Source organism: Paracoccus saliphilus, assembly GCF_028553805.1.
Lineage (GTDB): Bacteria > Pseudomonadota > Alphaproteobacteria > Rhodobacterales > Rhodobacteraceae > Paracoccus > Paracoccus saliphilus.
Genome location: NZ_CP067140.1, coordinates 3,830,001 through 3,853,438 on the forward strand (window position 1 = coordinate 3,830,001; position 23,438 = coordinate 3,853,438).

The 23,438-nt window shown below is 59.1% G+C and carries 20 protein-coding genes, 1 tRNA gene and 2 pseudogenes; 9 read left to right on the forward strand and 14 right to left on the reverse strand.

The annotated features are described in order from the left end of the window. Positions 1 to 16: 16 nt before the first annotated feature. On the forward strand, positions 17 to 802 hold the full coding sequence (locus tag JHX88_RS18360; RefSeq protein ID WP_076529045.1) for an enoyl-CoA hydratase: 786 nt from the start codon (positions 17 to 19) through the stop codon (positions 800 to 802). Positions 803 to 819: 17 nt separating this feature from the next. Here the strand turns inward: JHX88_RS18360 and JHX88_RS18365 are convergent, their stop codons facing one another. The 7 genes from JHX88_RS18365 to JHX88_RS18395 all read right to left on the reverse strand — a co-directional run bounded on the left by JHX88_RS18365 (position 820) and on the right by JHX88_RS18395 (position 10,000). Next, positions 820 to 1,290, reverse strand: a complete 471-nt coding sequence (locus JHX88_RS18365) for a GFA family protein (protein WP_076529043.1) — start codon at positions 1,288 to 1,290, stop codon at positions 820 to 822. Between the two features lie 88 nt (positions 1,291 to 1,378). Continuing rightward, the gene (locus JHX88_RS18370; RefSeq protein WP_076529055.1) at positions 1,379 to 3,046 is read right to left on the reverse strand and encodes a formate--tetrahydrofolate ligase; all 1,668 of its coding nucleotides are present in this window, start codon (positions 3,044 to 3,046) and stop codon (positions 1,379 to 1,381) included. A 42-nt stretch (positions 3,047 to 3,088) separates the two neighbouring features. Then, on the reverse strand, positions 3,089 to 4,066 hold the full coding sequence (locus tag JHX88_RS18375; protein WP_076529042.1) for a threonine dehydratase: 978 nt from the start codon (positions 4,064 to 4,066) through the stop codon (positions 3,089 to 3,091). 47 nt (positions 4,067 to 4,113) lie between these two features. Next, the gene (locus JHX88_RS18380; protein ID WP_076529040.1) at positions 4,114 to 4,539 is read right to left on the reverse strand and encodes a universal stress protein; all 426 of its coding nucleotides are present in this window, start codon (positions 4,537 to 4,539) and stop codon (positions 4,114 to 4,116) included. Next, positions 4,532 to 7,393: a TRAP transporter permease gene (locus tag JHX88_RS18385; RefSeq protein ID WP_076529038.1), complete on the reverse strand. Its 2,862-nt coding sequence runs from the start codon at positions 7,391 to 7,393 to the stop codon at positions 4,532 to 4,534. The genes JHX88_RS18380 and JHX88_RS18385 overlap by 8 nt, the downstream gene beginning before the upstream one ends. A 106-nt stretch (positions 7,394 to 7,499) precedes the next feature. Further along, positions 7,500 to 8,471 carry a TAXI family TRAP transporter solute-binding subunit gene (locus tag JHX88_RS18390; RefSeq protein WP_076529036.1) on the reverse strand — a complete coding sequence of 324 codons (972 nt, stop codon included), beginning with the start codon at positions 8,469 to 8,471 and terminating at the stop codon, positions 7,500 to 7,502. Positions 8,472 to 8,668: 197 nt separating this feature from the next. Next, on the reverse strand, positions 8,669 to 10,000 hold the full coding sequence (locus tag JHX88_RS18395) for an aspartate aminotransferase family protein (protein WP_076529034.1): 1,332 nt from the start codon (positions 9,998 to 10,000) through the stop codon (positions 8,669 to 8,671). 42 nt (positions 10,001 to 10,042) lie between these two features. Here JHX88_RS18395 and JHX88_RS18400 point away from each other — a divergent pair, with 42 nt between their 5' ends. Next, the gene (locus tag JHX88_RS18400) at positions 10,043 to 10,588 is read left to right on the forward strand and encodes a carboxymuconolactone decarboxylase family protein (RefSeq protein WP_076529032.1); all 546 of its coding nucleotides are present in this window, start codon (positions 10,043 to 10,045) and stop codon (positions 10,586 to 10,588) included. A gap of 77 nt (positions 10,589 to 10,665) precedes the next feature. Here JHX88_RS18400 and JHX88_RS18405 read toward each other — a convergent pair whose 3' ends face one another. Beyond that, on the reverse strand, positions 10,666 to 11,247 hold the full coding sequence (locus JHX88_RS18405) for a uracil-DNA glycosylase family protein (protein WP_076529030.1): 582 nt from the start codon (positions 11,245 to 11,247) through the stop codon (positions 10,666 to 10,668). A 153-nt stretch (positions 11,248 to 11,400) separates the two neighbouring features. On the opposite strand from JHX88_RS18405, the gene JHX88_RS18410 reads away from it, so the two are divergent. Genes JHX88_RS18410 through kdsA form a run of 3 tightly spaced genes read left to right on the forward strand, consistent with a single transcriptional unit; the run spans position 11,401 to position 14,649 of the window. After that, a complete protein-coding gene (locus tag JHX88_RS18410; protein ID WP_076529053.1) occupies positions 11,401 to 12,054 on the forward strand; it encodes an ABC transporter ATP-binding protein in 654 nt (217 codons plus the stop codon). Next, on the forward strand, positions 12,038 to 13,810 hold the full coding sequence (locus JHX88_RS18415; RefSeq protein WP_076529028.1) for a KpsE/RkpR family capsule polysaccharide export protein: 1,773 nt from the start codon (positions 12,038 to 12,040) through the stop codon (positions 13,808 to 13,810). The genes JHX88_RS18410 and JHX88_RS18415 overlap by 17 nt, the downstream gene beginning before the upstream one ends. After that, entirely contained in the window at positions 13,807 to 14,649 is an 843-nt protein-coding gene (gene kdsA, locus JHX88_RS18420; protein WP_076529026.1) for a 3-deoxy-8-phosphooctulonate synthase, read from the forward strand. The genes JHX88_RS18415 and kdsA overlap by 4 nt, the downstream gene beginning before the upstream one ends. A 24-nt stretch (positions 14,650 to 14,673) precedes the next feature. Here kdsA and JHX88_RS18425 read toward each other — a convergent pair whose 3' ends face one another. After that, the gene (locus JHX88_RS18425; RefSeq protein WP_076529024.1) at positions 14,674 to 15,858 is read right to left on the reverse strand and encodes a BaiN/RdsA family NAD(P)/FAD-dependent oxidoreductase; all 1,185 of its coding nucleotides are present in this window, start codon (positions 15,856 to 15,858) and stop codon (positions 14,674 to 14,676) included. 93 nt (positions 15,859 to 15,951) lie between these two features. Here JHX88_RS18425 and JHX88_RS18430 point away from each other — a divergent pair. Continuing rightward, positions 15,952 to 16,026, forward strand: a tRNA-Gln gene (locus JHX88_RS18430). Between the two features lie 436 nt (positions 16,027 to 16,462). After that, a pseudogene (locus JHX88_RS18435) lies at positions 16,463 to 17,370 on the forward strand (IS5 family transposase); the annotation flags it as partial. 476 nt (positions 17,371 to 17,846) lie between these two features. Here the strand turns inward: JHX88_RS18435 and JHX88_RS18440 are convergent. Further along, positions 17,847 to 18,604, reverse strand: a protein-coding gene (locus tag JHX88_RS18440; RefSeq protein WP_272848100.1) for an IS5 family transposase whose coding sequence is annotated in 2 segments (ribosomal slippage) — positions 17,847 to 18,280 and positions 18,280 to 18,604 — 759 coding nt in all. Because the reading frame shifts where the segments join, the coding sequence is not laid out codon by codon here. 71 nt (positions 18,605 to 18,675) lie between these two features. On the opposite strand from JHX88_RS18440, the gene JHX88_RS18445 reads away from it, so the two are divergent. Together JHX88_RS18445 and JHX88_RS18450 are read left to right on the forward strand one after the other, a co-directional pair. Continuing rightward, positions 18,676 to 18,996, forward strand: coding sequence for a hypothetical protein (locus tag JHX88_RS18445; RefSeq protein ID WP_272848101.1), 321 nt, complete (start codon positions 18,676 to 18,678; stop codon positions 18,994 to 18,996). 52 nt (positions 18,997 to 19,048) lie between these two features. Then, positions 19,049 to 20,448, forward strand: a pseudogene (locus JHX88_RS18450) (IS3 family transposase). Positions 20,449 to 20,525: 77 nt separating this feature from the next. Here JHX88_RS18450 and JHX88_RS18455 read toward each other — a convergent pair. From JHX88_RS18455 to JHX88_RS18465, 4 genes are read right to left on the reverse strand one after another with little or no spacing between them, the layout of a single operon-like run. Further along, the gene (locus tag JHX88_RS18455) at positions 20,526 to 21,179 is read right to left on the reverse strand and encodes a potassium channel family protein (RefSeq protein ID WP_076528249.1); all 654 of its coding nucleotides are present in this window, start codon (positions 21,177 to 21,179) and stop codon (positions 20,526 to 20,528) included. A gap of 1 nt (position 21,180) precedes the next feature. Beyond that, positions 21,181 to 22,353, reverse strand: a complete 1,173-nt coding sequence (locus JHX88_RS18460; protein WP_076528247.1) for a low temperature requirement protein A — start codon at positions 22,351 to 22,353, stop codon at positions 21,181 to 21,183. 26 nt (positions 22,354 to 22,379) lie between these two features. Continuing rightward, complete coding sequence (locus tag JHX88_RS22385; protein WP_084203294.1) at positions 22,380 to 22,583, reverse strand: DUF924 family protein; 204 nt, start codon at positions 22,581 to 22,583, stop codon at positions 22,380 to 22,382. Further along, positions 22,561 to 23,334: an SDR family oxidoreductase gene (locus tag JHX88_RS18465; RefSeq protein ID WP_076528245.1), complete on the reverse strand. Its 774-nt coding sequence runs from the start codon at positions 23,332 to 23,334 to the stop codon at positions 22,561 to 22,563. Before JHX88_RS18465 ends, JHX88_RS22385 begins: the two co-directional genes overlap by 23 nt. Positions 23,335 to 23,438: the final 104 nt, after the last annotated feature.

Genomic DNA, 23,438 nt, shown 5'->3' on the forward strand with positions numbered 1-23,438 from the left:
CGGAGGAGAGATCAAGATGGCAGACCTCGTCTTGCGCGAAGATACCGATCACGTGGCGCGGCTGGTGCTGAACAGCCCATCGAACTTCAACGCCCTGTCGCTGGAAATGATCGACGCCCTGTCGGATGCCTTCCGGGCGATCGAGGCCGACGATACGATTCGCGCGGTGATTCTGGCAGCGGAAGGCAAGGCATTCTCGGCTGGCCACGATCTGCGGCAGATGCAGGCGGCTCGTCAAAACGAGGATGCGGGCCGAGCGGCGTATGACAAGCTGTTCGGGCGCTGCGCCGGGATGATGCAGATGATCCCGGCCCTGCCCCAACCGGTCATCGCCGAGGTTCAGGGTATAGCTACAGCCGCGGGCTGCCAGCTCGTCGCCTCATGCGATCTGGCAGTTGCCGCCGAAGGAGTTCGCTTCGGTGTCAACGGTGTGAATATCGGGCTCTTCTGCTCGACCCCGATGGTCGCGCTGACCCGGGCGGTGCCTCCGAAAGCGGCGTTCGAGATGCTGACGACCGGCGAGTTCATCCTGGCGGACCGCGCCCGCGAACTGGGGCTTGTCAACCGGGTCGTTCCCGCCGATGAACTGGCCGATACGGCAATGAACATGGCACGCCTGATCGCCTCGAAACTACCCTCGGCCGTACGCATGGGAAAACGCGCCTTCCACGAGCAGATCCGCCTCGGCCTGTCGGCCGCCTATGACAGCGCGGGTGCCACGATGTGCGAGAACATGATGCTGCCGGACACAGACGAAGGCATTGATGCTTTCCTGGAAAAACGCAAGCCGAACTGGGGCTGAGATAGCCCAGCCTCGCATCACTCCCGCGCCAGCGCCGCATTCCGGCGCGCAAGGGATGTGGCTGACCATAGCACTTCACGGTCGTAATATTCCGTCATGACCGGCACATCTTCGGGCAATTGCAGCCAAGGCAGCTTGGTCAATGTAAAGATGTGAACATCCGGCGGGCAACTGGACGGATCGTCCAACGTTCCCACGCGCAAAAAGGCGAAACGTGCGCCGGCCCCTGCATAATGACTGTAAAGCGCAACGCGGCAATCGGGACAACGGATGATCCGCTGCCCCTTTCCCGAGGCGGAGGGTGTGAGAGTTTTCTTTGCCTCTCCCTCGACTTGCAGCAGATCGGTTTCGATCAGCGCATTGAGCACGAAGGCGCTTCCCGTTTCGCGCTGGCACCAACTGCAGTGGCAACAATGCGTGAATAACGGCCGCTCCAACATCCGATAGCGAATCCGCCCACAGGTGCAGCCTCCGGTAAGCTTCACCATCACACCCTCCTCGGTAGCAACGATGACATCCTCATCGACGATACCGTTGCATCACGCCGCTTCAGGAGCAATCCCTTGGGAAAGAGGCTCAGAACAACCCTTCGATCCAACCATCCTCATCGATGCCGATGCTTTCCGCCGCTGGCTGCCGAGGCAGGCCGGGCATGGTCATGATCTGTCCGCAGATGGCCACGATGAAACCAGCCCCCGCATTCAGGCGAACCTCGCGGACCGGGACGATATGACCCTCGGGTGCGCCATGCAGCGCCGGGTTGGTCGAGAAGGAATATTGGGTCTTGGCGATACAGACAGGCAGATGACCATATCCTGCCTCTTCCCAAGTTTCGAGCTGTTCACGTATTCCCGCCGCTGCCTCGGCATGCGAGGCGCGGTAGATGCGTGTGCAGATCGTTTCGATCTTTTGCCATAGCGGCATCGAATCGGGATAGAGCGTATGAAAATCCACCTCGCCCTCGGACAGTGCCACCACCTCGCGAGCCAAATCCTCGGCACCTGCCCCGCCTTGGGCCCAATGCCGCGCGATCACCGCCTTTACACCATGGTGCCCACAATATGTCTGCAAGGCCGCGACTTCAGCCTCGCTGTCACCGTCGAAATGGTTCAGCGCCACCACGACAGGCAAGCCGAAGCCGCGCAGATTCTCGATATGCCGGCCCAGATTGGCACAGCCGCGCGTGACCGCGGCCACATCCTCGCCTCCCAGATCGGCCTTGGCGACCCCACCGTTCATCTTCAACGCGCGGATCGTAGCAACCAGCACCACGGCAGAGGGAGACAGTTCGGCCAGACGGCACTTTATATCCAGGAACTTCTCGGCCCCCAGGTCGGCGCCGAAGCCTGCCTCGGTAACCACGTAATCCGAAAGGTGCAGCGCCGTTCGCGTGGCCGTCACGCTGTTGCAGCCATGGGCGATATTGGCAAAAGGCCCGCCATGCACCAGCGCCGGGTTATTCTCCAGCGTCTGGACGAGATTCGGTTGCAACGCATCCTTGAGCAGCACGGTCATGGCACCATCGGCCTTTAGATCGCGCGCCGTGACAGGCTGGCGATCGCGGCTATAGCCTATAACGATCCGGCCCAGCCTTTCCTGCAGATCGCCCAGATCGCTGGCAAGACACAGGATCGCCATCACCTCGGAGGCCACCGTGATATCGAACCCGCTTTGCCGCACAAAGCCATTCGCCACCCCCCCCAGCCCGAGCGCCACGTCGCGCAAGGCCCGGTCATTCATGTCCATCACCCGCCGCCATGTAATCCGGCGCGTGTCGATATCCAGCGCATTACCCCAATAGATGTGATTGTCGATCATCGCGGCCAGCAGGTTATGGGCCGAGGTGATGGCGTGGAAATCGCCAGTGAAATGAAGGTTCATCTCCTCCATCGGCACGATCTGCGCACGGCCTCCTCCTGCCGCGCCGCCCTTCATGCCGAAATTCGGACCAAGACTGGCCTCACGTATGCAGATGGTGGCGCGCTTGCCGATCCGGTTCAGCGCATCGCCAAGACCCACGGTCGTCGTCGTCTTCCCTTCGCCCGCCGGAGTCGGGCTGATTGCGGTGACGAGAACCAGGCGCCCCATGGGACGATCCGTCAAGGTAGCGATAGCGTCATGGGTAATCTTGGCCTTGTCATGGCCGTAAGGCAGGATCTGATCCACCCCCAAGCCCAAGCCTTCGGCGATCTCTGCGATGGGGCGCTTGGTCGCGGCCCGCGCGATCTGGATATCTGAAGTCATCTTCCTCCCCACAGTCTTATTGATGTCGGGATAGACAAGCACCTATCCCTGAATCTGTGGCAGGCTGCCTTGCAGAACATCAAGATACCAGCCCTTATCGATGTTTCCACCCGAAAGGATGACACCGACCTTCTTGCCCCGCATCCTCTCTTTGTCCTGCATCAGTGCGGCCAGAGATGCGGCACCAGCGGCTTCGGCAATGTTGTGAATATCGGTGTAATAGACCCGCATGGCCGCAGCCAACTCGGCATCGGTCACGGTCACGAAACGCGCCGCGCCGGGGCCATAGATCGCCAGCGCCTCGGGAACGGGAACCCGGACCGCCATCCCGTCGGCGATCGTCCGGGGAGAGCCCGTCTCGATGAGCCTGCCCGCCTCCACCGAAAGCTTCGGGCATTGTGCCTCAGCTGAAACCACGCCCACCACCTCGACCGAAAGCCCAAGGGCGTCACGGGCCAGGATGGTGCCGCAGATACCCGAACCACAGCCGATCGGCACATAGACCGTGTCGAGATCGGGAACGGCAGTGAACAATTCATAGGCATAGGTTGCGACACCGCGCACCAGTTCCCGGTGGAAGGGCGGCACGATCAATAGCCCCTCCTCCTCGGCGACGCGAAAGGCTTCCACGCGCGCCTCGTCGAAATCCTCGCCGAATTCGATCAGTTCGGCCCCGAAGGCACGCATCGCCATGTTCTTCTCGACCGAGTTGCCGAAAGGCACATATATCTTCGCGGTCAATCCGGCGGCAGAAGCAGCCCGCGCTTGTGATTGCCCATGATTTCCCCGTGTCGCCGTGCAGATCCCTTTCAACTCTGGACGGGCGCGCCGCATCCAGTCGATGAAGGTGATTCCACCTCGCGTCTTGAAGGCGCCCGTAGGCCCGTGGTTCTCATGTTTGACCCAGACTTCGCATCCAAGCCGACGCGCCAATTGCGGCCAGGCATATTGAGGCGTTGGCTGCATCTGCGTGTAGACCAGCTGCGCGGCCTGCTGCAAATCGTCGATGGTGAATCTCACGGCGATCCTCGCATTCGATCCGGCCTTTTGCCTTCCCAGTAGCGGGGTCAGCGCACGACCAGGACCGAGCAGGGCGAGTGCCGAACCACGGCATTGGTATGGCTGCTGATCAGGATGCTCCGTAACTCGTCACGTTGCGGGCTGGCCATCACGATGATGTCGGCCCGAGCCTTCCTGGCGATTTTCAGGATCGTCTCGGCAACATGGCCATGACCGACATGAGTCTCGACCTTTGCGCCTTCCGGGAAATGCTCTTTCGCAAAACGGTCCAGGCCGTCTTTCATGGCCTGCAGGGCCTGCACCTCATAGCCCTTTGGCAGATAGGTCGCAACCATTGAACTGCCGATATCGGGCACGATCCCCAACAGGTGGATCGTGCCCCCCTCGTCGACCTGCCGCCGGGCAGCTGTCAGGGTCATTTCCCAGCTTTCAGCCTGTTGCAGGTCAATGGGTAGAAGGACGTTCTCAGGCATGGCTCACTCCTTCACCTTCACGGCGGATGACCCCGGCACCGGGACCCGCGCGCATCTTTTGCATCCAGACGACCAGCGCGAGGATCAGCGCCGCCGGAATATAGACCCAGTATTTCGATGGAGCAGGGGCTGGAGCGCGAACCAGCAGAACCTGCTGATCCCAATCCAGGCCCGCCGCTTGCGCCGGACTGTCGAAGGCCACGTTGTCGATGATGACCTCTTCGCCGTTCTGGATGGTCTCGATTCCCAGAGCCTGCATTTTTTCCGCTCCATCGCCCCCCTCGGGCACCTCAAGCAATGCCGTGAACTCGATCGGATCACCGACATCGTTCAACCCGGCAATCCGCAGCCTGAGAGGCGCACCCGGCTCGGCATTGCCAAGCGCTTCCTCGAACTGGGCGGGCGGCAGGTCTTCATAGGGCGGATAGACGTAATCCATGAAGAAGCCGGGTCTGAAGATCGCGAAGGCGATCACCAGCAGCAAGGCCGATTCCCAGATCCTGTTGCGGGTCAGGAACCAGCCCTGTGTCGCCGCAGCGAAGAGCAACATCGCCAACGTCGCCGTGATGAAAACGAAGATTCCGTGGATCCAGTCGACATTGATCAACAGCAGGTCGGTGTTGAAGATGAACAGGAAGGGCAGCGCCGCCGTCCTAAGGCTGTAGAAAAAGGCGACCGCCCCGGTCCGGATCGGATCGCCGCCCGACACGGCCGCTGCCGCGAATGAGGCAAGCCCCACGGGTGGAGTCACATCCGCCATGATCCCGAAATAGAACACGAAGAGATGCACCGCGATCAATGGCACGATCAGCCCGTTCTGCTGGCCGAGCGTCACGATGACCGGGGCCAGCAGGGCCGAGACGACGATATAGTTCGCCGTGGTTGGCAGGCCCATGCCAAGGATCAGTGACAGGATCGCGGTGAGGAACAGGATGGCCAGCAGATGACCGCCCGACAGCGCCTCGACCACATCGGCAAGCGCCGAACCCACACCCGTCTGGCTGACCGCGCCGACGATGATCCCCGCGGTCGCCGTGGCGATACCGATGCCGATCATGTTGCGCGCACCCGAGATCATGCCATCGATCAGGTCGTTGAAACCCGATTGCAGCGCCGCGCCGATCCTGCGATTGCCGGTGCGATCCATGCCACGCATCATCACCATCAGCGGCCGCTGCGTCAGCAGAATGAAGATCATATAGGCCGTGGCCCAGAAGGCCGACAGGCCGGGTGACAGACGGTCCACCATCAGTGCCCAGACCAGCACCACGACCGGAAGCAGGAAGTGCAGTCCCGAGCGCACGGTCGGCCCGGGCAGCGGCAGCTGCGTCACCGGCTTGTTCGGATCGTCCAGTTCCAGCGGTTCCTCGCGCGAAGCGACATAGAGCAGGGCGATATAAGCCATGGTCAGCATCGCGAAAACGACATAGGCCGCGTTGTCGCCGAATGTCGGACGGATCCAGCCCATGGAATATTTGACGATCAGCGCCAAGGCGCAGACGACGACGACACCGAACACGAAACCGACAAGGCGACGCATCAGCGGCCCCGGCACATAGGCGCGCGGCAAGCCTTTCAGTCCGGCCTTCATCGCCTCGAGATGGACGATATAGACCAGCGCTATATAGCTGATCGAGGCAGGCAGGAATGCATGCTTGACCACGTCGAAATACGGGATTCCCACATATTCGACCATCAGGAAGGCCGCGGCCCCCATCACCGGTGGCATGATCTGTCCATTGACCGATGACGCGACCTCGACCGCCCCCGCCTTTTCGGAACTGAAACCAACCTTTTTCATCAGCGGAATGGTAAAGGTGCCGGTGGTCACGACATTCGCGATGGACGAGCCTGAAATCAGTCCGGTCATGGCGGAACTCACGACGGCGGCCTTGGCCGGTCCGCCCCGCATATGCCCCATCAGTGAAAAGGCCACCTGAATGAAGTAATTACCCGCGCCCGCCTTGTCCAACAGCGCGCCGAACAACACGAAGAGGAACACGAAACTGGTCGAAACACCCAAGGCGATGCCGAAGACACCCTCGGTCGTGATCCATTGATGATTGACCACTTCGGACAGGGTATTGCCCTTATGCGCGATGATATCGGGCATATAGGGACCAAGGAAAGTATAGGCCAGAAACACGCTGGCCACGATCATCAGCGCCGGGCCAAGGCTGCGCCGCGTAGCCTCAAGCAGCAGCATCAGGCCAATCACGGCGATAACGAAATCCTGCATGATCGGAGCCCCGACACGGGTTCCGATGGCGTCATAGAAGATGAGGATATAAAGCGCCGCGATTGCCGCAACCACCGCAAGTGCCCATTCCCAGGGTGGCACCCAGTTCTTCGGGCTGCCAAGCAGAACCGCAGCAATTACCGCGATCCCCACGACCGGAATCCACCAGACCGGCACACCGGACTTTGCGCCCTCGATGAACAGCACCGTCATCAACACCGGAATACCGACCCCCAGCACAAGCTGGAACGGAGAGCGCTGTGCCGGATAGGCCATATAGGCAAGGAACAACGCGAAAGCGAGATGGATCGACCGGGTCTCGGTATCGTTCATCACCAGATTTGCCCCCGAAAAGCCGATGCTTTTGAGGAACCCGGTAACAACGAATGGCAGAGGCGAAGCGATCCAGAGCTGGAACAGCGACCAGAAGAAGGCGACAAGCAGGATGATCGTGCCTACGGCGCCCTGCGGACTTCTCGCCCCCGTATCCGAAGAGGCAACAAGTTCATCCAGTTCGGCCTGAGACAGACCGCCCTTGCCGGAAGCTTCCATTTCGACCCTGCTGGCCTCGAACTGATGGCCGCCGGATTTCGGATTATCGTCATTCTCGCTCATCGCGTCACCCTCCCCGTTTGGGCGTTATATTATTGTGTTCACGAGTCTTTTTATCTTCACGAGCGAGGGGCGGCCCGGAAAGGCCGCCCCAAAATAGTCCGGCTTGTTATTCGATCCAGCCTTGTTCCTTGTAATATTTCTCGGCCCCCGGATGCAGCGGAGCGCTGTTGCCTTCCGCGATCATGGCCTCGGGCTCAAGATTGGCGAATGCCGGATGCAGCCCCTTGAAGCGATCGAAATTGTCGAAAACCGACTTCACGACTTCATAGACCATGTCCTCGGGGACATCGGCGGATGTGACGAAGGTCGCCTTCACGCCGAAGGTTTCGACGTCCTCGTCGCTGCCGGTATACATGCCACCGGGGATCGTCGCCTTGGCATAATAGGGGTTGTCGTCGACCAGCTTGTCGATCGCTTCGCCCGTGACCGGGATCAGCCGCGCATCCACCGTCGAGGTCGCCTCCTGGATCGAGCCGTTGGGATGGCCCACGGTGTAGATGATCGCGTCTACCTTGTTGTCACCCAACGCAGCCGACTGCTCTGCCGGTTTCAGTTCGGAGGCGAGCGAGAAATCCCCCATCGTCCAGCCGACCGCGTCCAGCACGACTTCCATCGTGCCGCGCTGACCCGAACCGGGATTGCCGACATTCACCCGCTTGCCCTTGAGATCCTCGAAGGTCTCGATGCCGGAATCGGCGCGGGCAACCACGTTGAACGGCTCTGGATGGACCGAGAAGACAGCCCGCAGATCTTCGAATTTCTTGTCACCTTCGAATTCGGGTACATCGCCATTATAGGCGTGGAACTGCCAGTCGGACTGGGCCACGCCCATGGTCATGTCACCGGCCTGGATCGCGTTGATATTGGCGATCGAGCCACCGGTCGAAGGCGCGGTGCACTTGATGCCGGTTTCAGCGGTATTTCGGTTAACCAGACGGCAGATCGACTGCCCGACGACATAGTAAACGCCGGTTTGGCCACCCGTACCGATGGTGATGAAACGCTCTTCCTGAGCCGCGGCCGCGCTTGCGCCAAGCGCAAAGGCCGCCGTCAGAAGAATCGGTTTGAACTTGCTCATGCAGCTATCTCCCTAGGTTATTCTGCCATCGTATCGGCTTTACCCCGCGCCTTTCGGCACAGGCTCTCGTTTACGGTAGCGCAGTCATGCGGTTTGGCAATGCCTAACAACTGAATTCCGGAAACACGGGACTGTCTATAGGTTAAACTACTCAGTTCATTCGGCTTCTGATTCGGGCTGCGCCACAGAATCCGCCACTACATTACCGCCTCCAGAACTTCATCCATCGCCCCGGCCAACTTCTCGATCAGCTGCCCCATCTCATCCTCCGAGATGATGAAGGGCGGTGCCAACAGGATATGATCTCCATGCTGTCCGTCGATCGTGCCGGACATGGGATAACAGATCAATCCGCGTGCGAAGGCCGCCTTCTTCAGCTTTGCAGCGAGTTTGAGCGCCGGATCGAAAGGCGCCTTGGTTGCCCGGTCCGCGACAATCTCGATCCCGCGAAACAGCCCGCGCCCCCGGATATCGCCGACATGGGGATGCTGACCGAAACGCGCCTCCAGAGCCTGCTGCAGCGCAGTGCCCTTGGCCTGCACCTGCGGCAGCAACCCGCGATCCAGAATGGCACTGACCACCGCCAGCCCCGCCGCCGTGGCAACAGGATGACCGATATAGGTGTGCCCGTGCTGAAAAAACCCGCTGCCCCGCGCCACCGCATCATAGACCGAGGCGCTGCAAAGCATCGCGCCTATCGGTTGATATCCCGCCCCCAAACCTTTGGCGATACAAAGGATATCCGGCGCAATGTCATCCTGCTCGCAGGCAAAGAGCGTGCCGGTCCGCCCCATGCCGCACATCACCTCGTCAAGGATCAGCAGGATGCCGTATTCGTCACAGATCTTGCGGATATGCTTGAAATATCCCGGCGCGGGCGGCAGGGCCCCCGCGGTGGCTCCCACGACCGGCTCGGCCATGAAAGCCATGACCGTCTCGGGGCCCACTTGCTCAATTTCCTCGCGCAAGGCCTCGGCCGCGCGGATGCCATATTCCTCCGGGGTCTCCCCCTCCTCCCGGTTACGATATTCATAGCAGGGCTCGATATGGCTCATATCGAGAAGAAGCGGCCCGAATTGCTGCCGCCGCCATTCATTCCCGCCTGCCGAGAGGGCGCCAATGGTGTTGCCATGATAGCTCTGCCGCCGGGCGATCAGGCGAGACCGCTGCGACTGCCCCTTCTCGACCCAGTATTGGCGCGCCAGCTTGATCGCCGCCTCCGTCGCCTCGGAACCACCCGAGACGAAATAGACCCGGTCCAGATCGCCCGGCGCATGAGCAACCAACAGATCTGCCAAGGCCTCCGCCGGTTCGCTGGTCAAAAAGCCGGTATGGGCGAAAGCAAGCTTGTCCAGCTGCGCCTTGATCGCCTCGATCACCTGCTCGTCGCCATGGCCAAGACAGGACACCGCCGCGCCGCCAGATCCATCCAGATAGCGGCGCCCCTCCGAATCGATCAGCCAGACCCCCTCGCCCCCGACGGCGATAGGTGGTTGGACATGGCAGTTGCGTGGGAATACATGCGACATGATCAAATATCCTGAGTCTTTCGTCGCAATGAGGATGTCCCGGTGAGCACGAAGTTGAAACCCCTGACGAACAGCGAATGGCCGGAATCTGTCGCGGAGTTGCGCGAAGGCTTTGCCGGGCGGCTGAATGTCTATCGCATGATGGCCCACCATCCCGACTTGCTGGCGGCCTGGGCGCCCTTGCGCGAACATGTCGTGCGACAGCGGGCCATGTCGGATCAGCAGAGCGAGGTGGTGATCCTGCGCACCGGCCATAATCTACGTGCGCCCTACGAGTGGGCTCACCATGTCAGCCGGGGGCGTGCCGTGGGCATGGATGATCTGCGTATCGCCACTTTGGCCGGCCCGCTGGAGGACATGTCCGACGCCGATCGTATACTGGCCCGCGCCGTGGACGAACTGACGACGGATGCCCGCCTGCTCCCCGGCACCCGCGAGGAATTGATCGAAGAGATTGGTGCGGAAGGGATGTTCGACCTGATGGCTACGGTCGGATTTTACTCGGTGCTGGGCTTCATCGTAAACAGCCTCGATGTACCCATCGACGAAGAGGTGGCAGCAGAGATGGCCGCGAATCCGATTTCATAGCAGACCCGGTCGGGCTGGGCGGCTTGAGGGCGGAAAATCGCTCTGATCGCGTTCCCGCCCGGCGGATCGGCGCCAGCCTATTGCCCCAGTTCCTTCACGACGGCCTTGCGGAGCGCAGGCAGCAGTTCAGCCTCGAACCACGGATTCCTGCGGAGCCATGCGGTATTGCGCCAGGAAGGATGCGGCAAGGGAAAGACCGACGGCGCGTGATCCCGCCATTGGCGGACGGTGTCGGTCACGTTCGGGGTCCCCAGGTGCCACTTTATCGCATGCCCCCCGACAAGGAGTGTCAATCGCGGTTGCAGATGCTCCATGACCCGCGCCCGCCATGTCCTCGCGCAAATCGGTGGCGGAGGCAGGTCCGAGCCCTTTGCGTCATATCCCGGGAAACAGAATGCCATGGGCACGATGGCAACCCGGTCGCGGTCGTAGAATGTCGCCTCATCGACATCCATCCATTGCCGCAACCGCTCTCCCGAGCGGTCGGTAAAGGGGCGCCCGCTTTCATGCACCCGCATTCCCGGCGCCTGCCCCGCAACCAACAACCCCGCGTCGCTGCGGAACCAGACCACCGGGCGCGGTTGATGGCCCGTCGCCGTGGCTGCAAAGCGCTTGGCACACAATGTGCAGGATCTGATATCTTGCGGCAAGGATGTCATTTGTTCAATTTAATACAAATAGAACGCGAAAGAACCCGCGCCATCACGTTTTCTCATGTATCCTTCAGGCAACTGGACAGCATGTCGACTGGCACCTATGGTCCGCCGACATCGCCGGTTTGGCGATTTGCGAAGGATGATGACAGGCATCATATGCTGGAATTTGAGAACGTCTCCAAGTCCTTCTGGACCGGGCTGCAGCGCAAGGTGATTCTCGACCAAGCGTCATTTCGGGTCGAATTGGGAAACTCGCTTGGCATCCTTGCCCCCAACGGCACCGGGAAGACCACGCTGATCAACATGATGTGCGGGTTGGAAAAGCCGGACGAGGGCGCAATCCGCTCGGATTGCCGCGTCTCTTTCCCTCTTGGCTTCATGGGAGGCGTGGCCACCAAGCATTCGGCGGTCGAAAACTCGCGCTACATCGCCCGTATTTACGGCCTCGATCCGGATTATGTCGAGGGGTTCACCCGTTGGCTTGCCGGTATCGATGAATATTTCGAGATGCCCGTGGGAACCTATTCTGCAGGGATGCGCCAGCGTTTCAATTTTGCGCTCCTGCTCGCACTGGAATTTGACATTTACCTAATTGACGAGGGAATGCCCCAAACCACCGATGTCGAATTCAATCGCAAGGCTGGCTCGGTGCTTTTCGACAGGTTGCGAAGTTCGACAGTGATCATCGTTTCGCACCAGCCAGGAACCATCGAGAAATTCTGCCGTACCGCGGCAATAATGCGTGACGGAAAGTTATATATGTTCGAGACACTTGACGAGGCAAAGCAGTATTATGACTACACCGCCTAAGGCGCGACGTTTCCACGCCTCCGCTGATGAATCCGTCCGCCCCGAGGCCTCGGATCAGGCAGATTCCGCCAAGGCACCGCCGAGAGTTCGGGTGGAATTGCGCAAGAAACACTCGAATGATGCTGCCACGGCAAGCGCGCCCAAGTCACCCACGGAATCCGATGCAGAGGTACGTGATCGTTTCATGCGCACCGAACCGACGGATGACGGATTTGGTGATTTTCGTCTCACCGAAAAGGCGGCGGACAATGCATCCACCGAAACCGCCAAGACGGAACGAACCAAGGCGATGTCCATCGAAGAGCGTGATGCCAAGCTCGATGCGATACGAGCAGAGAAGCTGTCGGAACGCCAGCTTCGTATTGCGCGTCGCATTGCCTCGCTCCACCAGATCAAGGTGAACTCGGACGAGGAAGCGGTGCTGGAATTGCGGGAACGTGGGATAGACCCGTCGCATCGCACCGCGCTGAAGCAAATCCTTTCGAATGAGGGCCACCGGGCCGGGACATCTCCGGCTGCGAATACACCCGCCGTCCGGGCACCGGCCGCAACTCCCGCGTTGAAACCCGATACAGCCCTACCCTCTCGGGAAGCGATGACCGAGGAACGGCGGGCAGCCGAAATTTATCGTATTCAGCAGGATATATCGCGAAGACGGCGTCGACGACTGATCATGTTGGGTTTGCGGCTGCTGTTTTTCGTCGCCCTGCCCACGATCATTGCCGGGTGGTATTATTTCACAATCGCCACACCGCTTTATGCGACCGATTCCCAGTTTCGAATTCAGATGGCCGAACCGACCGGTGCAACCGGTGGCGGCGGGTTGTTGGGCAGCTCTCCTCTGGCAACCAATACCGATGCGGTCGGTGTCCAGAGTTATCTTACATCACGCGAAGCAATGGTCCGGCTGGACAAGGAAATCGGCTTCAAAAAGACCTTCCAGGACCCGAATATCGATCCGATCAAACGCCTTCCTCCGGACGCTTCGAACGAAGACGTCTACGCAGTCTACAAGGATTCTGTCCTTATCGGATACGATCCGACCGAAGGGGTAATCAATATGGAGGTGATCGCACCGGACCCCGAACTCAGCAAAGAGATTTCCCTGACACTGATCCACTATGCGGAAGAGCAGGTAGATCACATGACCTCCCGCCTGCGCGATGATCAGATGGAGGGTGCGCGGAAGAACTATGAAGATGCCGAGGCTAATGTCCTGGCCGCACAGCGCCGTGTGCAGGAGTTGCAAACCCAACTGGGAGTACTGGATCCTCAGGCGGAAAGCTCGGTCGTCATGGGACAGGTTTCACAGCTCGAGGGACAGTTGACAGAGAAGCGGCTGGAACTTGGTCAATTGCTCGCCAATCCGCAGCCTGTGAAAAGCCGGGTCGAGGCGACGCGCGGCGACATTACCCGGCTGGAAGGAATGATCGCGGACACCAGGCGCCAGTTGACGCAGAAAAACGATACACGTAATTCGCTGGCGGCAATCACCGGTGAATTACGCATAGCCGAGGGTGATCTGGAAACCCGGCAAGGGCTGCTCGCAAGCGCTGCCGAACAGATGGAAGCCGCACAGATAGAGGCCAACAAGCAAGTCCGCTACCTGTCGCTTTCCGTCTCTCCCGTGCCGCCGGATGATCCGACCTATCCCAAGGCTTTCCAGAATACGCTTGTGGCTTTCCTGATTTTCATGGCCATCTATCTCATGCTGTCGTTGACAGTTTCGATCTTGCGTGAACAGGTATCAACATGACCACACAACGCCATGTCCGCATCCGCGATCTGAAATGTGGCAACGACCTGCCTCTGACAGTCATCGCGGGACCCTGCCAGTTGGAAAGCCTGGATCACGCATTGCATATAGGCGAGACGATGGCCAAAGCCTGCGAGGCTGCCGGAGCCAGCTATATATTCAAGGCGAGCTATGACAAGGCGAACCGCACCTCGTTGCAAGGTCGGCGGGGTATGGGGATCGAGGAAGGGCTGCAGGTTCTCGCAACCATCCGCGAAAGGCTGGGATGCCCTGTTCTGACTGATGTACATGACTCCCGCCAGGCGGCAATGGCCGCCGAGGCAGTGGATGTCATCCAGATCCCCGCCTTCCTGTCTCGCCAGACGGATCTTCTGCTGGCCGCCGGTAAATCCGGCGCGGTAGTCAATATCAAGAAAGGCCAGTTCCTCGCTCCATGGGACATGCCGAATGTCGCGGCCAAGGTCGCATCCACCGGAAATGAGAACATCCTGTTGACCGAACGTGGGGCAAGCTTTGGCTACAACACCCTGATTGCGGATATGCGTGCACTGCCGATCATGGCGCGCACCGGCTATCCCGTGATCATGGACGCCACCCATTCCGTGCAACAGCCGGGTGGTCAAGGCGGTTCATCTGGCGGTCAGCGCGAATTCGCCCCGGTCATGGCGCGGGCAGCGGTAGCATTGGGTGTTGCAGGTGTCTTCATCGAAACGCATGAAGACCCCGACAACGCCCCATCGGACGGACCGAACATGATCCCGCTGGATCAAATGCCTGCGCTGATCGCGTCGCTGATGAAATTCGACGCGATGGCCAAGGCCGATCCGATCGAAATCTGATCGGGAACGGACTTTCGCCGAAGATCACGACACCTTCAGTGCTTGCCCGGCGGCCTCCGCGGATGCCCAGGCCCACTGGAAATTATAGCCGCCCAGCCAGCCGGTCACATCAACGCATTCGCCAATGAAATATAGTCCGGGAACGTCGCGAACCTGCATGGTTCTTGCATCCAACTCACGAGTGTCGACGCCTCCAAGCGTCACCTCGGCAGTTCGATATCCCTCGGTTCCAACCGGCCGCAACTGCCAGCGATTGATACGCCGCCCCAATCGTTGCAATACGCCATTTGATTGATCCGCCAACCGTGCATCGGTCAGCCCCTGCTCGGCCGCGATGGCCTGTGCCAACCGCTCCGGCAGCCATTGCGACAATATCGTCGCAACGGCCACGCGCCCCGCGTCTTTTCGTGCCATCATCAGCGCCTCGGAAATATCGATCTCAGGTAAAAGATTGATTTCCAGAACCTCTCCCGGCTGCCAATAATTGGAAATCTGCAGGATCGCCGGACCGCTCAGCCCCCGATGGGTGAACAGCAACGCGTCGCGGAACCGTGCCTTTCCGTGACAGATCTCTGCCTCGAGCGAAATCCCGGCCAGCGGACGGCATAGTGCCAAATCCTGCTCGGCGAATGTCAGCGGGACCAGCCCGGCGCGAGGCTCTACGATGCGCAACCCGAATTTGCGTGCGATTGCATAACCAATGCCCGTCGCACCCATTTTCGGGATCGACTTCCCGCCTGTTGCCACCACGACATATTTCGCCCGAACCTGCCCCCCATTCGTGGTGACGACGAACCCGTCGGCATTGCGATGAACATCTTCGACCGCAGTTTCCAACCTCAGCTCGACGCCGCGCATGCGATACATCAACATGTCGATGATCTGCGTGGCCTTACCATTGCAGAATAGCTGCCCTTGCGTCTTTTCATGCCAAGCGATTCCCGCTTGATCCACGAGTTCCACGAAATCCTCCGGACAATATCGCGCCAGGGCCGAGGCCGCAAAGCGCTGGTTCTGCGACAGGAAACGATCCCAAGAGGTGGCAAGATTGGTAAAGTTGCACCGCCCCCCACCAGAGATGCGAATCTTCTCGCCGGGTTTGCGGGAATGCTCCGCGACAAGGATACGGCAACCCTGTGTCATAGCCGAGCCCGCACAGAACAGCCCTGCCGCTCCGGCTCCAAGAATTGCGATATCTACCTGATCCATATGCTGCGCATAACGAGATCGCCAGTGACGGGCAAGTCGGTGTAAATTTCGGCTTGAACCCTCCCGTCGTCTTGGCTATTCAGCCCCGACAGTTGGGGCGTAGCCAAGTGGTAAGGCGTCGGTTTTTGGTACCGTGTACCGTAGGTTCGAATCCTACCGCCCCAGCCAGACTTTTCGCATGAACATCAAGCAACTAGACGGGAGAGCATTGCTCCCTATACGGACTGTTTTACAGCCTATTTTACATTTTTGTTCCGATTCTGGTCCACCCAGCGAAGCATCTTCATGCTATCACGCGGGGAAGTGTGATCATGCGATTACCCGTCCCAAATGAACAAAGGCGGCACTTTCGCACCACCTCTGCGATAGCGTGAAAGAACTGGCAAACTTACGCATTCCTTATTTTCAACGATATCCCAGCCAGCCAAGGCTTCGTCGCCAGCCACACCCGATTCTTCCTGCAGGGTGAAAACCATGCCAGCTTGACAGGATCAGCACATGACTGCACTATATTTTACGAATTTGTTAGTATGTGGGTAGAGCGTTGTTGCGCAAATCGCTTTGAGGGATTCACTTGGTAAATCCTGACAGTTAGATCTGGCACATGCCAAAGCCTTCTCCGACCCGTTACCGTACAACGAACTGGTCAGCCTACAACGCCTTGCTGCGCAAACGGGGTTCTCTGTCGGTCTGGTTCGATCCCGACATGGCCTGGCATGCGGGGATGCCCAGAGACCTTCTTGGATGCCGCGATCCAAACCTGCCTGACGATCAAAGTGCTTTTCGGTCTTCCGCTGCGCCAGACGGCTGAATTGGTCGAGAGCTTGATCCGGATGGCTGGGCTCGATTGGCCGGTACCGGACTTCTCGACACTTTGCCGACTGCCCGGGCACGGATCGCGCCTCCGGACAACCGCTGAACCTGCTGATTGACAGCACTGGCATCAAGTTTCGCGGCGATGGTGAGTGGCTGGTTCGCAAGCATGGTTCCTCGCGGCGGAGGCAATCGAGGAAGGTCCATATCGCCATGGACGCGGGCACGGGCACGGGCACGGGCACGGGCACGGGCACGGGCACGGGCACGGGCACGGGCACGGGCACGGGCACGGGCACGGGCACGGGCACGGGAGATGTGCGCGCGGTTGAGTTCACGTCAAGTCGCCAGGGCGACAGCCCCCTGCTACCAGAGCTGTTGGCGCAGATCCCGGCGGACCGACCGATGGAGACCGTCACCGCAGATGGGGCCTATGACACACGACGGTGCCATGGTGCGATCATTGAACGAGGTGCCGATGCGGTCATACCGATCCGCCGCAACACTCGCGTCTGGAAGGCAGATTGTCCCGCTGCCATTGCGCGAAGCGGGATCTTGCGGGCAGCCCAGCATCTGGGTCGGGCGCTCTGGAGAAAATGGGCGCGATACCATGTCTGAAGCAGGGTCGAGGCTAGGATGAGCTGCCTTAGGCTCTTCGGCGAGAGGATCATGTCACGAGACCCCGACCGCCAGACCGCCACTCCGGCGCGCTTGATGGGGCGAAATCCGCCCCCAGAACCCGGCTTCCAGTCCCAAAAGGCGATCAAGCCGCCATCTTAGCACCGCCGAACGCGTTAATCAGACTTCCCATTTCTTCTTTCAAAGGTGGGATGAAAGAGTACATTGGAAATGTCAGAAGGCAGGTCATTGATGGAGGTGCATGGGTATGGCTGATAATCCGTTTGCCATTATTGGCAAGGCTCTCACTTCTTTAAAGGAGGGAAGGGGATCAATAGCCCGATTGATTCATTGGATGATAGTGTTGACGCTATATCCATTTTCATTCTGGATAATACTTCACTGGTCAAGCGAATCAGATTCATTTCTTGAAATCCTTGTATTAATAGCAATAACTTCCTTCACTATTTATAGGTCGGTGAAATCTCTTATCAATGGAACAAAAAAATGAGCAATACAGTTGATAAGCAAGCTCTAGGCTCCAGACTCATTGCGTTTCAGAGCCAAAATAGGATCGTCGCGGCAAGTGCGATGGCGGAGAGGAAGGTCTCCGGGCAGCGGTCATATCGGGTTGCGACTCGCCGCCAATCCTTCAGCCGACCAAACATGATCTCAATCCGATTGCGGCGTTTGTATCGCCGCTTGTCGTATTTCACCGGCTTCTTGCGGGACTTTCGACCCGGGATGCAAACCTTTATCCCCTTGTCTTTCAATGCTTCTCGCAGCCAGCCGGCATCGTATCCCCGGTCCCCCAGGAGCCAATCCGCCTTCGGCAAGCCGTCCAACAGGGCCGCCGCGCCGGTATAATCGCTCACCTGTCCCGCCGACATGAAGAACCGGATCGGGCGGCCCTTCGCATCTGTGACCGCATGCAGCTTGGTGTTCATGCCGCCTTTTGTGCGCCCGATCTGGCGGTTTCGCCCCCCTTTTTAACCTGCAGGCTCGAGGCCGTGCGGTGCGCTTTCAGATATGTCGCGTCGATCATGATCGTCTTGTGGTCCGTGCTTTCGGCGGCCAAGCCCATCATGATCCTCGCAAAGACCCCGCGGTCGCTCCAACGTTTCCAGCGATTGTAGAGTGTCTTCGCCGGGCCATATTCCTTCGGTGCATCGCACCACCGCAAGCCGTTGCGATTAATGAATATTATCCCGCTCAGAACACGTCGGTCATCCACCCGGGGGCGACCATGCGACTTCGGGAAGTAAGGTTCGAGGCGCGCCATCTGCGCGTCAGTCAGCCAGAAGAGATTGCTCATGTCACCGCTCTTTTTTCTGGCGATGAATCACAAACCCAAAAGTCAATCAATGGGTCCTGAGCCTAAATGGAATGCTGGATATTCTTGTTAAAAGAACGACTTTGGGAGAGCATGATTTATTTGACAAATATGAAAAACAGTACGGAATCATCAAGCCTGAGGACAATCGCCCTTTTGACCCAAAAGTTTGGCGCGAAAACAATTATCAACCATTTGGGTACAACAATGAATACCTTGGACCATCAACCCAAGAGGATTTGAAAAAACTTAGAAGCCACTTATCAAATACTGCGGCAAGACTCAAACAGCCAGCCAGTCTCGACCCTTTCGCCGGCGAAAAAAACTTGAGTATGGGAATTTGTTGGCCGTCAGCACCCATGGCACAGATTTGAGGTTGTGATTTAAGGAGGATTTGGGTCTCGTCGGAGTGACGAAGGAACGCAGATGAGACCCAAATCCTCAAAATCGAAATCACCCTCCAAAGCCCCCGCCGAACAGGTGGTGAAAGATATCCGCCGCAAGACGCGGCGCCACTTCTCGGCGGAGGACAAGATCCGGATCGTGCTGGAAGGCTTACGTGGCGATGACAGCATTGCGGAGCTATGCCGCCGCGAAGGGATCGCCCAAAGCCTGTATTACACATGGTCCAAGGAGTTCATGGAGTGAGGCGTGAGCCGCCACCGGTTCGAGGCCACGCCGAACGGCAAGCGTCGGCTGGCTGGTGACACGGTCCGGGCAGCAACCACCGACGAGGTGAAGGGCTTGCGCCGTGAGGCACATGACCTGAAGGAATGCGTCGCCGATCTGACGCTGGAAAACCGGCTGCTTAAAAAAAGCATGATCGCGGATGGGGAGGTCGACGAATGAGGTATCCCGCAGCTGAGAAGCTCGAGATTATCCGGATCGTCGAGCAATCCCACCTGCCGACAAAGCGCACGCTGGAGCAGTTGGGCATCGCACGCCGAACCTTTTACCGCTGGTATGATCTATATCTGGCAGGCGGCCCTGAAGCGCTGGAGGACCGTCCATCCGCGCCAGGCCGGGTCTGGAACCGAATCCCCACTGCGATCCATGACCAGATCATCGAGATGGCGCTGGAGCAGTCCGAGCTGTCCCCCCGAGAGTTGGCAGTGCGGTTCACCGACGAAAAGCGCTACTTTGTATCGGAAGCCACGGTCTATCGCCTGCTCAAGGCACATGACCTCATCACCAGCCCAGCCTTCGTGGTGATCAAGGCGGCTGATGAGTTCAAACGCAAGACCAGCCGCCCCAACGAGATGTGGCAAACCGATTTCACCTATTTCAAGATCATCGGTTGGGGCTGGGTGTATCTGTCGACCGTGCTCGACGATTACTCGCGCTACATCATCGCCTGGAAACTCTGCACCACCATGCGTGCCGAGGATGTGACCGATACGCTGGAACTGGCGCTCTGTGCTTCAGGCTGTGATCAGGCCCATGTGCGCCACAAGCCTCGGCTACTCAGCGATAATGGTCCGAGCTATATCGCCGGCGAACTGGCTGAATGGATCGAGGCGCAAGGCATGAGCCATGTGCGTGGCGCTCCATTGCATCCCCAGACCCAAGGCAAGATCGAGCGCTGGCACCAGACACTCAAAAATCGCATCTTGCTGGAAAACTACTTCCTGCCGGGCGATCTCGAAGCCCAAATCGAGGCCTTCGTCGAACACTACAATCACCGGCGATACCATGAGAGCCTGAACAACGTAACACCCGCCGACGCCTACTTTGACAAGGCCGACACCATCATCAAACAACGCGAAAGGATCAAGCGAAAGACCATCCAACACCGGCGCTTGCAACACCGCAAGCTCGCCGCGTAACATTAACCCAATGACGAGGCCTATACTCCGCTAATTTACGCAACCATCTGCGCATAATGTTCTGACGACGGACAGGACTAGCCTCGACTGGCATGCAATCCCACCAGGCGAGACAACAGGATCACAGTGTAGAGCGTGCCGCCAATTGCCTCGAAGGTGACAAAGGACTGGGCGTAAAATCCGACCGGGGTGATGTCACCATAGCCCAGGGTCGTCAGGCTCACGTAGCTGAAATAGATCATCTGTTGCCAGTCTATCGCCGTGCCGGAGCTGGCTATGAAGGATCCCGGTGAGCACCATTCGATCAACGCCAGCGCCGCGGCAAAACCCGATCCAATCACGAGATAGAGCGAAGTCGCCGATAAAAGCACATCGGTCATCACTGTGCGGGCCCCGAAAGTATAGCGTGCCAGCACAACGATCATGCCGAGGTGATAGGCAATGGAGGTCAGGTAGACGGTCAGGGCTGCGCCGGAGGACGGGGCGTAGGAGTTCAGCACTCCGGCGACGAAAACCGCCAGCCCGGCACATCCGACGAAGAGGCGCAGCTGCTTCAGCTCCGTCAGCGCCCATGTCGCTGCAACGAAGATTGCCGCGTAGAAGCCATAGAACAGGGTGGGCCATGGCCCACCCGCCGCCGAGAGCGGATAGGTCAGGTTGTGGATCAGGAGCGCGGCAAGAAAAACTGCATTGGCAGTGACCTTGTTTTGGGCCGTGGGCAGAGACAGCATCTCAGCCCGCCTTCCGGTGACCGAGCGCGGCCATGGCCATCATGATCAAAAGGACTCCCGCGCCCAGCCACAGCCCGTTCAGATGGAAGCTCAAGGCCATCCAAGCCCACGCCGCCAACGCTGCCAACGCCAGAAGGTAGAGCATCCGTAGCCGTTCCGCCGTGACCCGGTGGAAAATCGTGCAGCCCAGCAGGAACAGTGAAGGTCCGGCAAAGGCGATGAGCGCGGTCTCGGCATGGATCGAATCGAGCGGATGCGCCACGATCATCTCGATGGCGACGGCAGTGACGATGGCGCCGCAGACAGCGACACCGTGGGCATAGGCCAACCCTGCGCGGGCAAGGCTGGTGTGGTCGGTCTCGTGCTCGAACCGATGCTCGCCGGGTTCGGACAGATCCACGAAATAAACCCACCACAAGGTCACGATCAGCAGAAAACCGATCAGTGCGGCCAGGCCGGTGTCGAAATGAACTTCATGGCTGACTAGGTAACCGCCCAGAAGCAGGATGGATTCGCCAAGTGCGATGATGAAGATCAACTGGTTGCGCTCGAACAGGTGCAGTCCCCTCAGCGTCCAGCTTGACATCGGGGTCGCACCCTTGCCTGGCAGCCAGAACCCGGCATAAGGCGCGGCGTAGTCGATCAGAACGGCGACAATCCAAAGCTCCAGCCGAACGGGTTCGATAAGCGCGCCAGCAATCCAGAAGACACCGGAAATCACGCTCCATGTGCCAAGCTGCGTATAGTTGCGCCCCATGACCTGACCGCGAAAGACCAAAGCCATGTAGCCTGCGCGGATCAGTGCCATCGCGACATAGGCGACCGCAAAAAGCCCCGCGCGATCGCCGAAGGCCTGCGGTGCCGCCACCGCCATTAACAGCGCGCACCCCATCAGCACGATCATCAACCCGCGTCCGCTAGGATGGTCCGGATTCACCCAGTTCGCGGCCCAGGCAGTGTAGTTCCACGCCCACCAGACTGCGGCGAAGAGCGTCACATATTCCAGCGCGCCGAGCCAGGTGGCGTGTTCCAGAAGGTAGTGAGACAGCTGGATGATCGTGAAAACGTAAACGAGGTCGAAGAACAGCTCCATCGTTGTGACGCGGGGTGTTTCTTCGGGGGCGAGGTCACGAAGAGCTCCGAGCGGTACGAGGCGGTACAATATACTGGACATGAATGCTCCCTGAGATGTTTGCGAAATTATCCCTGAAATCCACCGGCATTCAAATATCCGATTTCTTCGGGCGCCAGGGGACGGCCGAAAATCGGCTGCCGATGAGGAAACCGGCCGAAACGAGCGATAATGTCACGATAACGTCTGGCCCTGTGCAACCCGGATGGAAGATGGCGACGGCGGCCACTCCGTCGCCATGCACACCGATTACTTGGTCGTGTAGCCGCCATTCACGAGAATCGTTTGACCGGTTATCCACCATCCGGCAGAGACCATGAAGATGATCCACGGCGCAATATCTTCGATGTCGGTCAGGCCGGTCTTCGAAAAGGGAGAGAGAGCCGCAGCCGTCTTGTGATAGGCAACCGCATCTTCGCCTTCCGCCGGGTAGAAGAACGGGGTGTCCATCGGCCCCGGCCCGATCGCGGTAACAGATATGCCGCGATCGCCCAGTTCCTTCGAAGCGGCACGAGTGAAATGCTCCACCGGCGCTTTCAGCCCCTCGTAGGCGGCATAGAAGGGCGTATAGGCACCCAGAAGCGAGGTGACGATCGTACAGATTTTGCCGTTGTCATTGATGTGCTTGCCCGCCTCTTTCAGGAAGAAGAAGGCGGATTTGACGTTGACTGCGCAGGACTGGTCGAAGACCTCTTCGGTTATCTCGGCCATCGGCTTTTTCACCACCATGCCGACGGTGTTGATAGCGATGTCGGGGCGCCCGACTGCGGCAACCGTATCCGCAAAAAGCTTCTCCATTGCCGCGGCGCTAGTCAGATCGGCCTGGAAGGCGACGGCTTTGGCACCCGCGGATTTGACCGCTGCCACGGTTTCTTCCGCTGCGGATTTGGTGGCATCGCTGTTGTAGTGAATGGCGACGGCCCTGGCACCGGAGTTTGCGAATTCCCGTGCGAGCAGCCCGCCCAGGTTCTTCGCCCCGCCAGCGATCAGAACCACTTTTCCTTCGATCCCGTTTCTCGACATGTCATTTCCTTTCCGCTCTGAGAACGCCGCTCGGTTCGGCGTCTTGCACATGAGATGACCTGTCTCGTTGCGTAGATAAACATGCAGTTCTTGACATCATTCGC

Coding starts and splice junctions, on each gene's coding strand:
- JHX88_RS18360 (WP_076529045.1), top strand. CDS start 17: ATGGCAGACCTCGTCTTGCGCGAAGATACCGATCACGTGGCGCGGCTG.
- JHX88_RS18365 (WP_076529043.1), bottom strand. CDS start 1,290: ATGGTGAAGCTTACCGGAGGCTGCACCTGTGGGCGGATTCGCTATCGG.
- JHX88_RS18370 (WP_076529055.1), bottom strand. CDS start 3,046: ATGACTTCAGATATCCAGATCGCGCGGGCCGCGACCAAGCGCCCCATC.
- JHX88_RS18380 (WP_076529040.1), bottom strand. CDS start 4,539: ATGCCTGAGAACGTCCTTCTACCCATTGACCTGCAACAGGCTGAAAGC.
- JHX88_RS18385 (WP_076529038.1), bottom strand. CDS start 7,393: ATGAGCGAGAATGACGATAATCCGAAATCCGGCGGCCATCAGTTCGAG.
- JHX88_RS18390 (WP_076529036.1), bottom strand. CDS start 8,471: ATGAGCAAGTTCAAACCGATTCTTCTGACGGCGGCCTTTGCGCTTGGC.
- JHX88_RS18395 (WP_076529034.1), bottom strand. CDS start 10,000: ATGTCGCATGTATTCCCACGCAACTGCCATGTCCAACCACCTATCGCC.
- JHX88_RS18405 (WP_076529030.1), bottom strand. CDS start 11,247: ATGACATCCTTGCCGCAAGATATCAGATCCTGCACATTGTGTGCCAAG.
- JHX88_RS18410 (WP_076529053.1), top strand. CDS start 11,401: ATGCTGGAATTTGAGAACGTCTCCAAGTCCTTCTGGACCGGGCTGCAG.
- JHX88_RS18415 (WP_076529028.1), top strand. CDS start 12,038: ATGACTACACCGCCTAAGGCGCGACGTTTCCACGCCTCCGCTGATGAA.
- kdsA (WP_076529026.1), top strand. CDS start 13,807: ATGACCACACAACGCCATGTCCGCATCCGCGATCTGAAATGTGGCAAC.
- JHX88_RS18425 (WP_076529024.1), bottom strand. CDS start 15,858: ATGGATCAGGTAGATATCGCAATTCTTGGAGCCGGAGCGGCAGGGCTG.
- JHX88_RS18445 (WP_272848101.1), top strand. CDS start 18,676: ATGCTGGATATTCTTGTTAAAAGAACGACTTTGGGAGAGCATGATTTA.
- JHX88_RS18455 (WP_076528249.1), bottom strand. CDS start 21,179: ATGCTGTCTCTGCCCACGGCCCAAAACAAGGTCACTGCCAATGCAGTT.
- JHX88_RS18460 (WP_076528247.1), bottom strand. CDS start 22,353: ATGTCCAGTATATTGTACCGCCTCGTACCGCTCGGAGCTCTTCGTGAC.
- JHX88_RS22385 (WP_084203294.1), bottom strand. CDS start 22,583: ATGGCGGCTACACGACCAAGTAATCGGTGTGCATGGCGACGGAGTGGC.
- JHX88_RS18465 (WP_076528245.1), bottom strand. CDS start 23,334: ATGTCGAGAAACGGGATCGAAGGAAAAGTGGTTCTGATCGCTGGCGGG.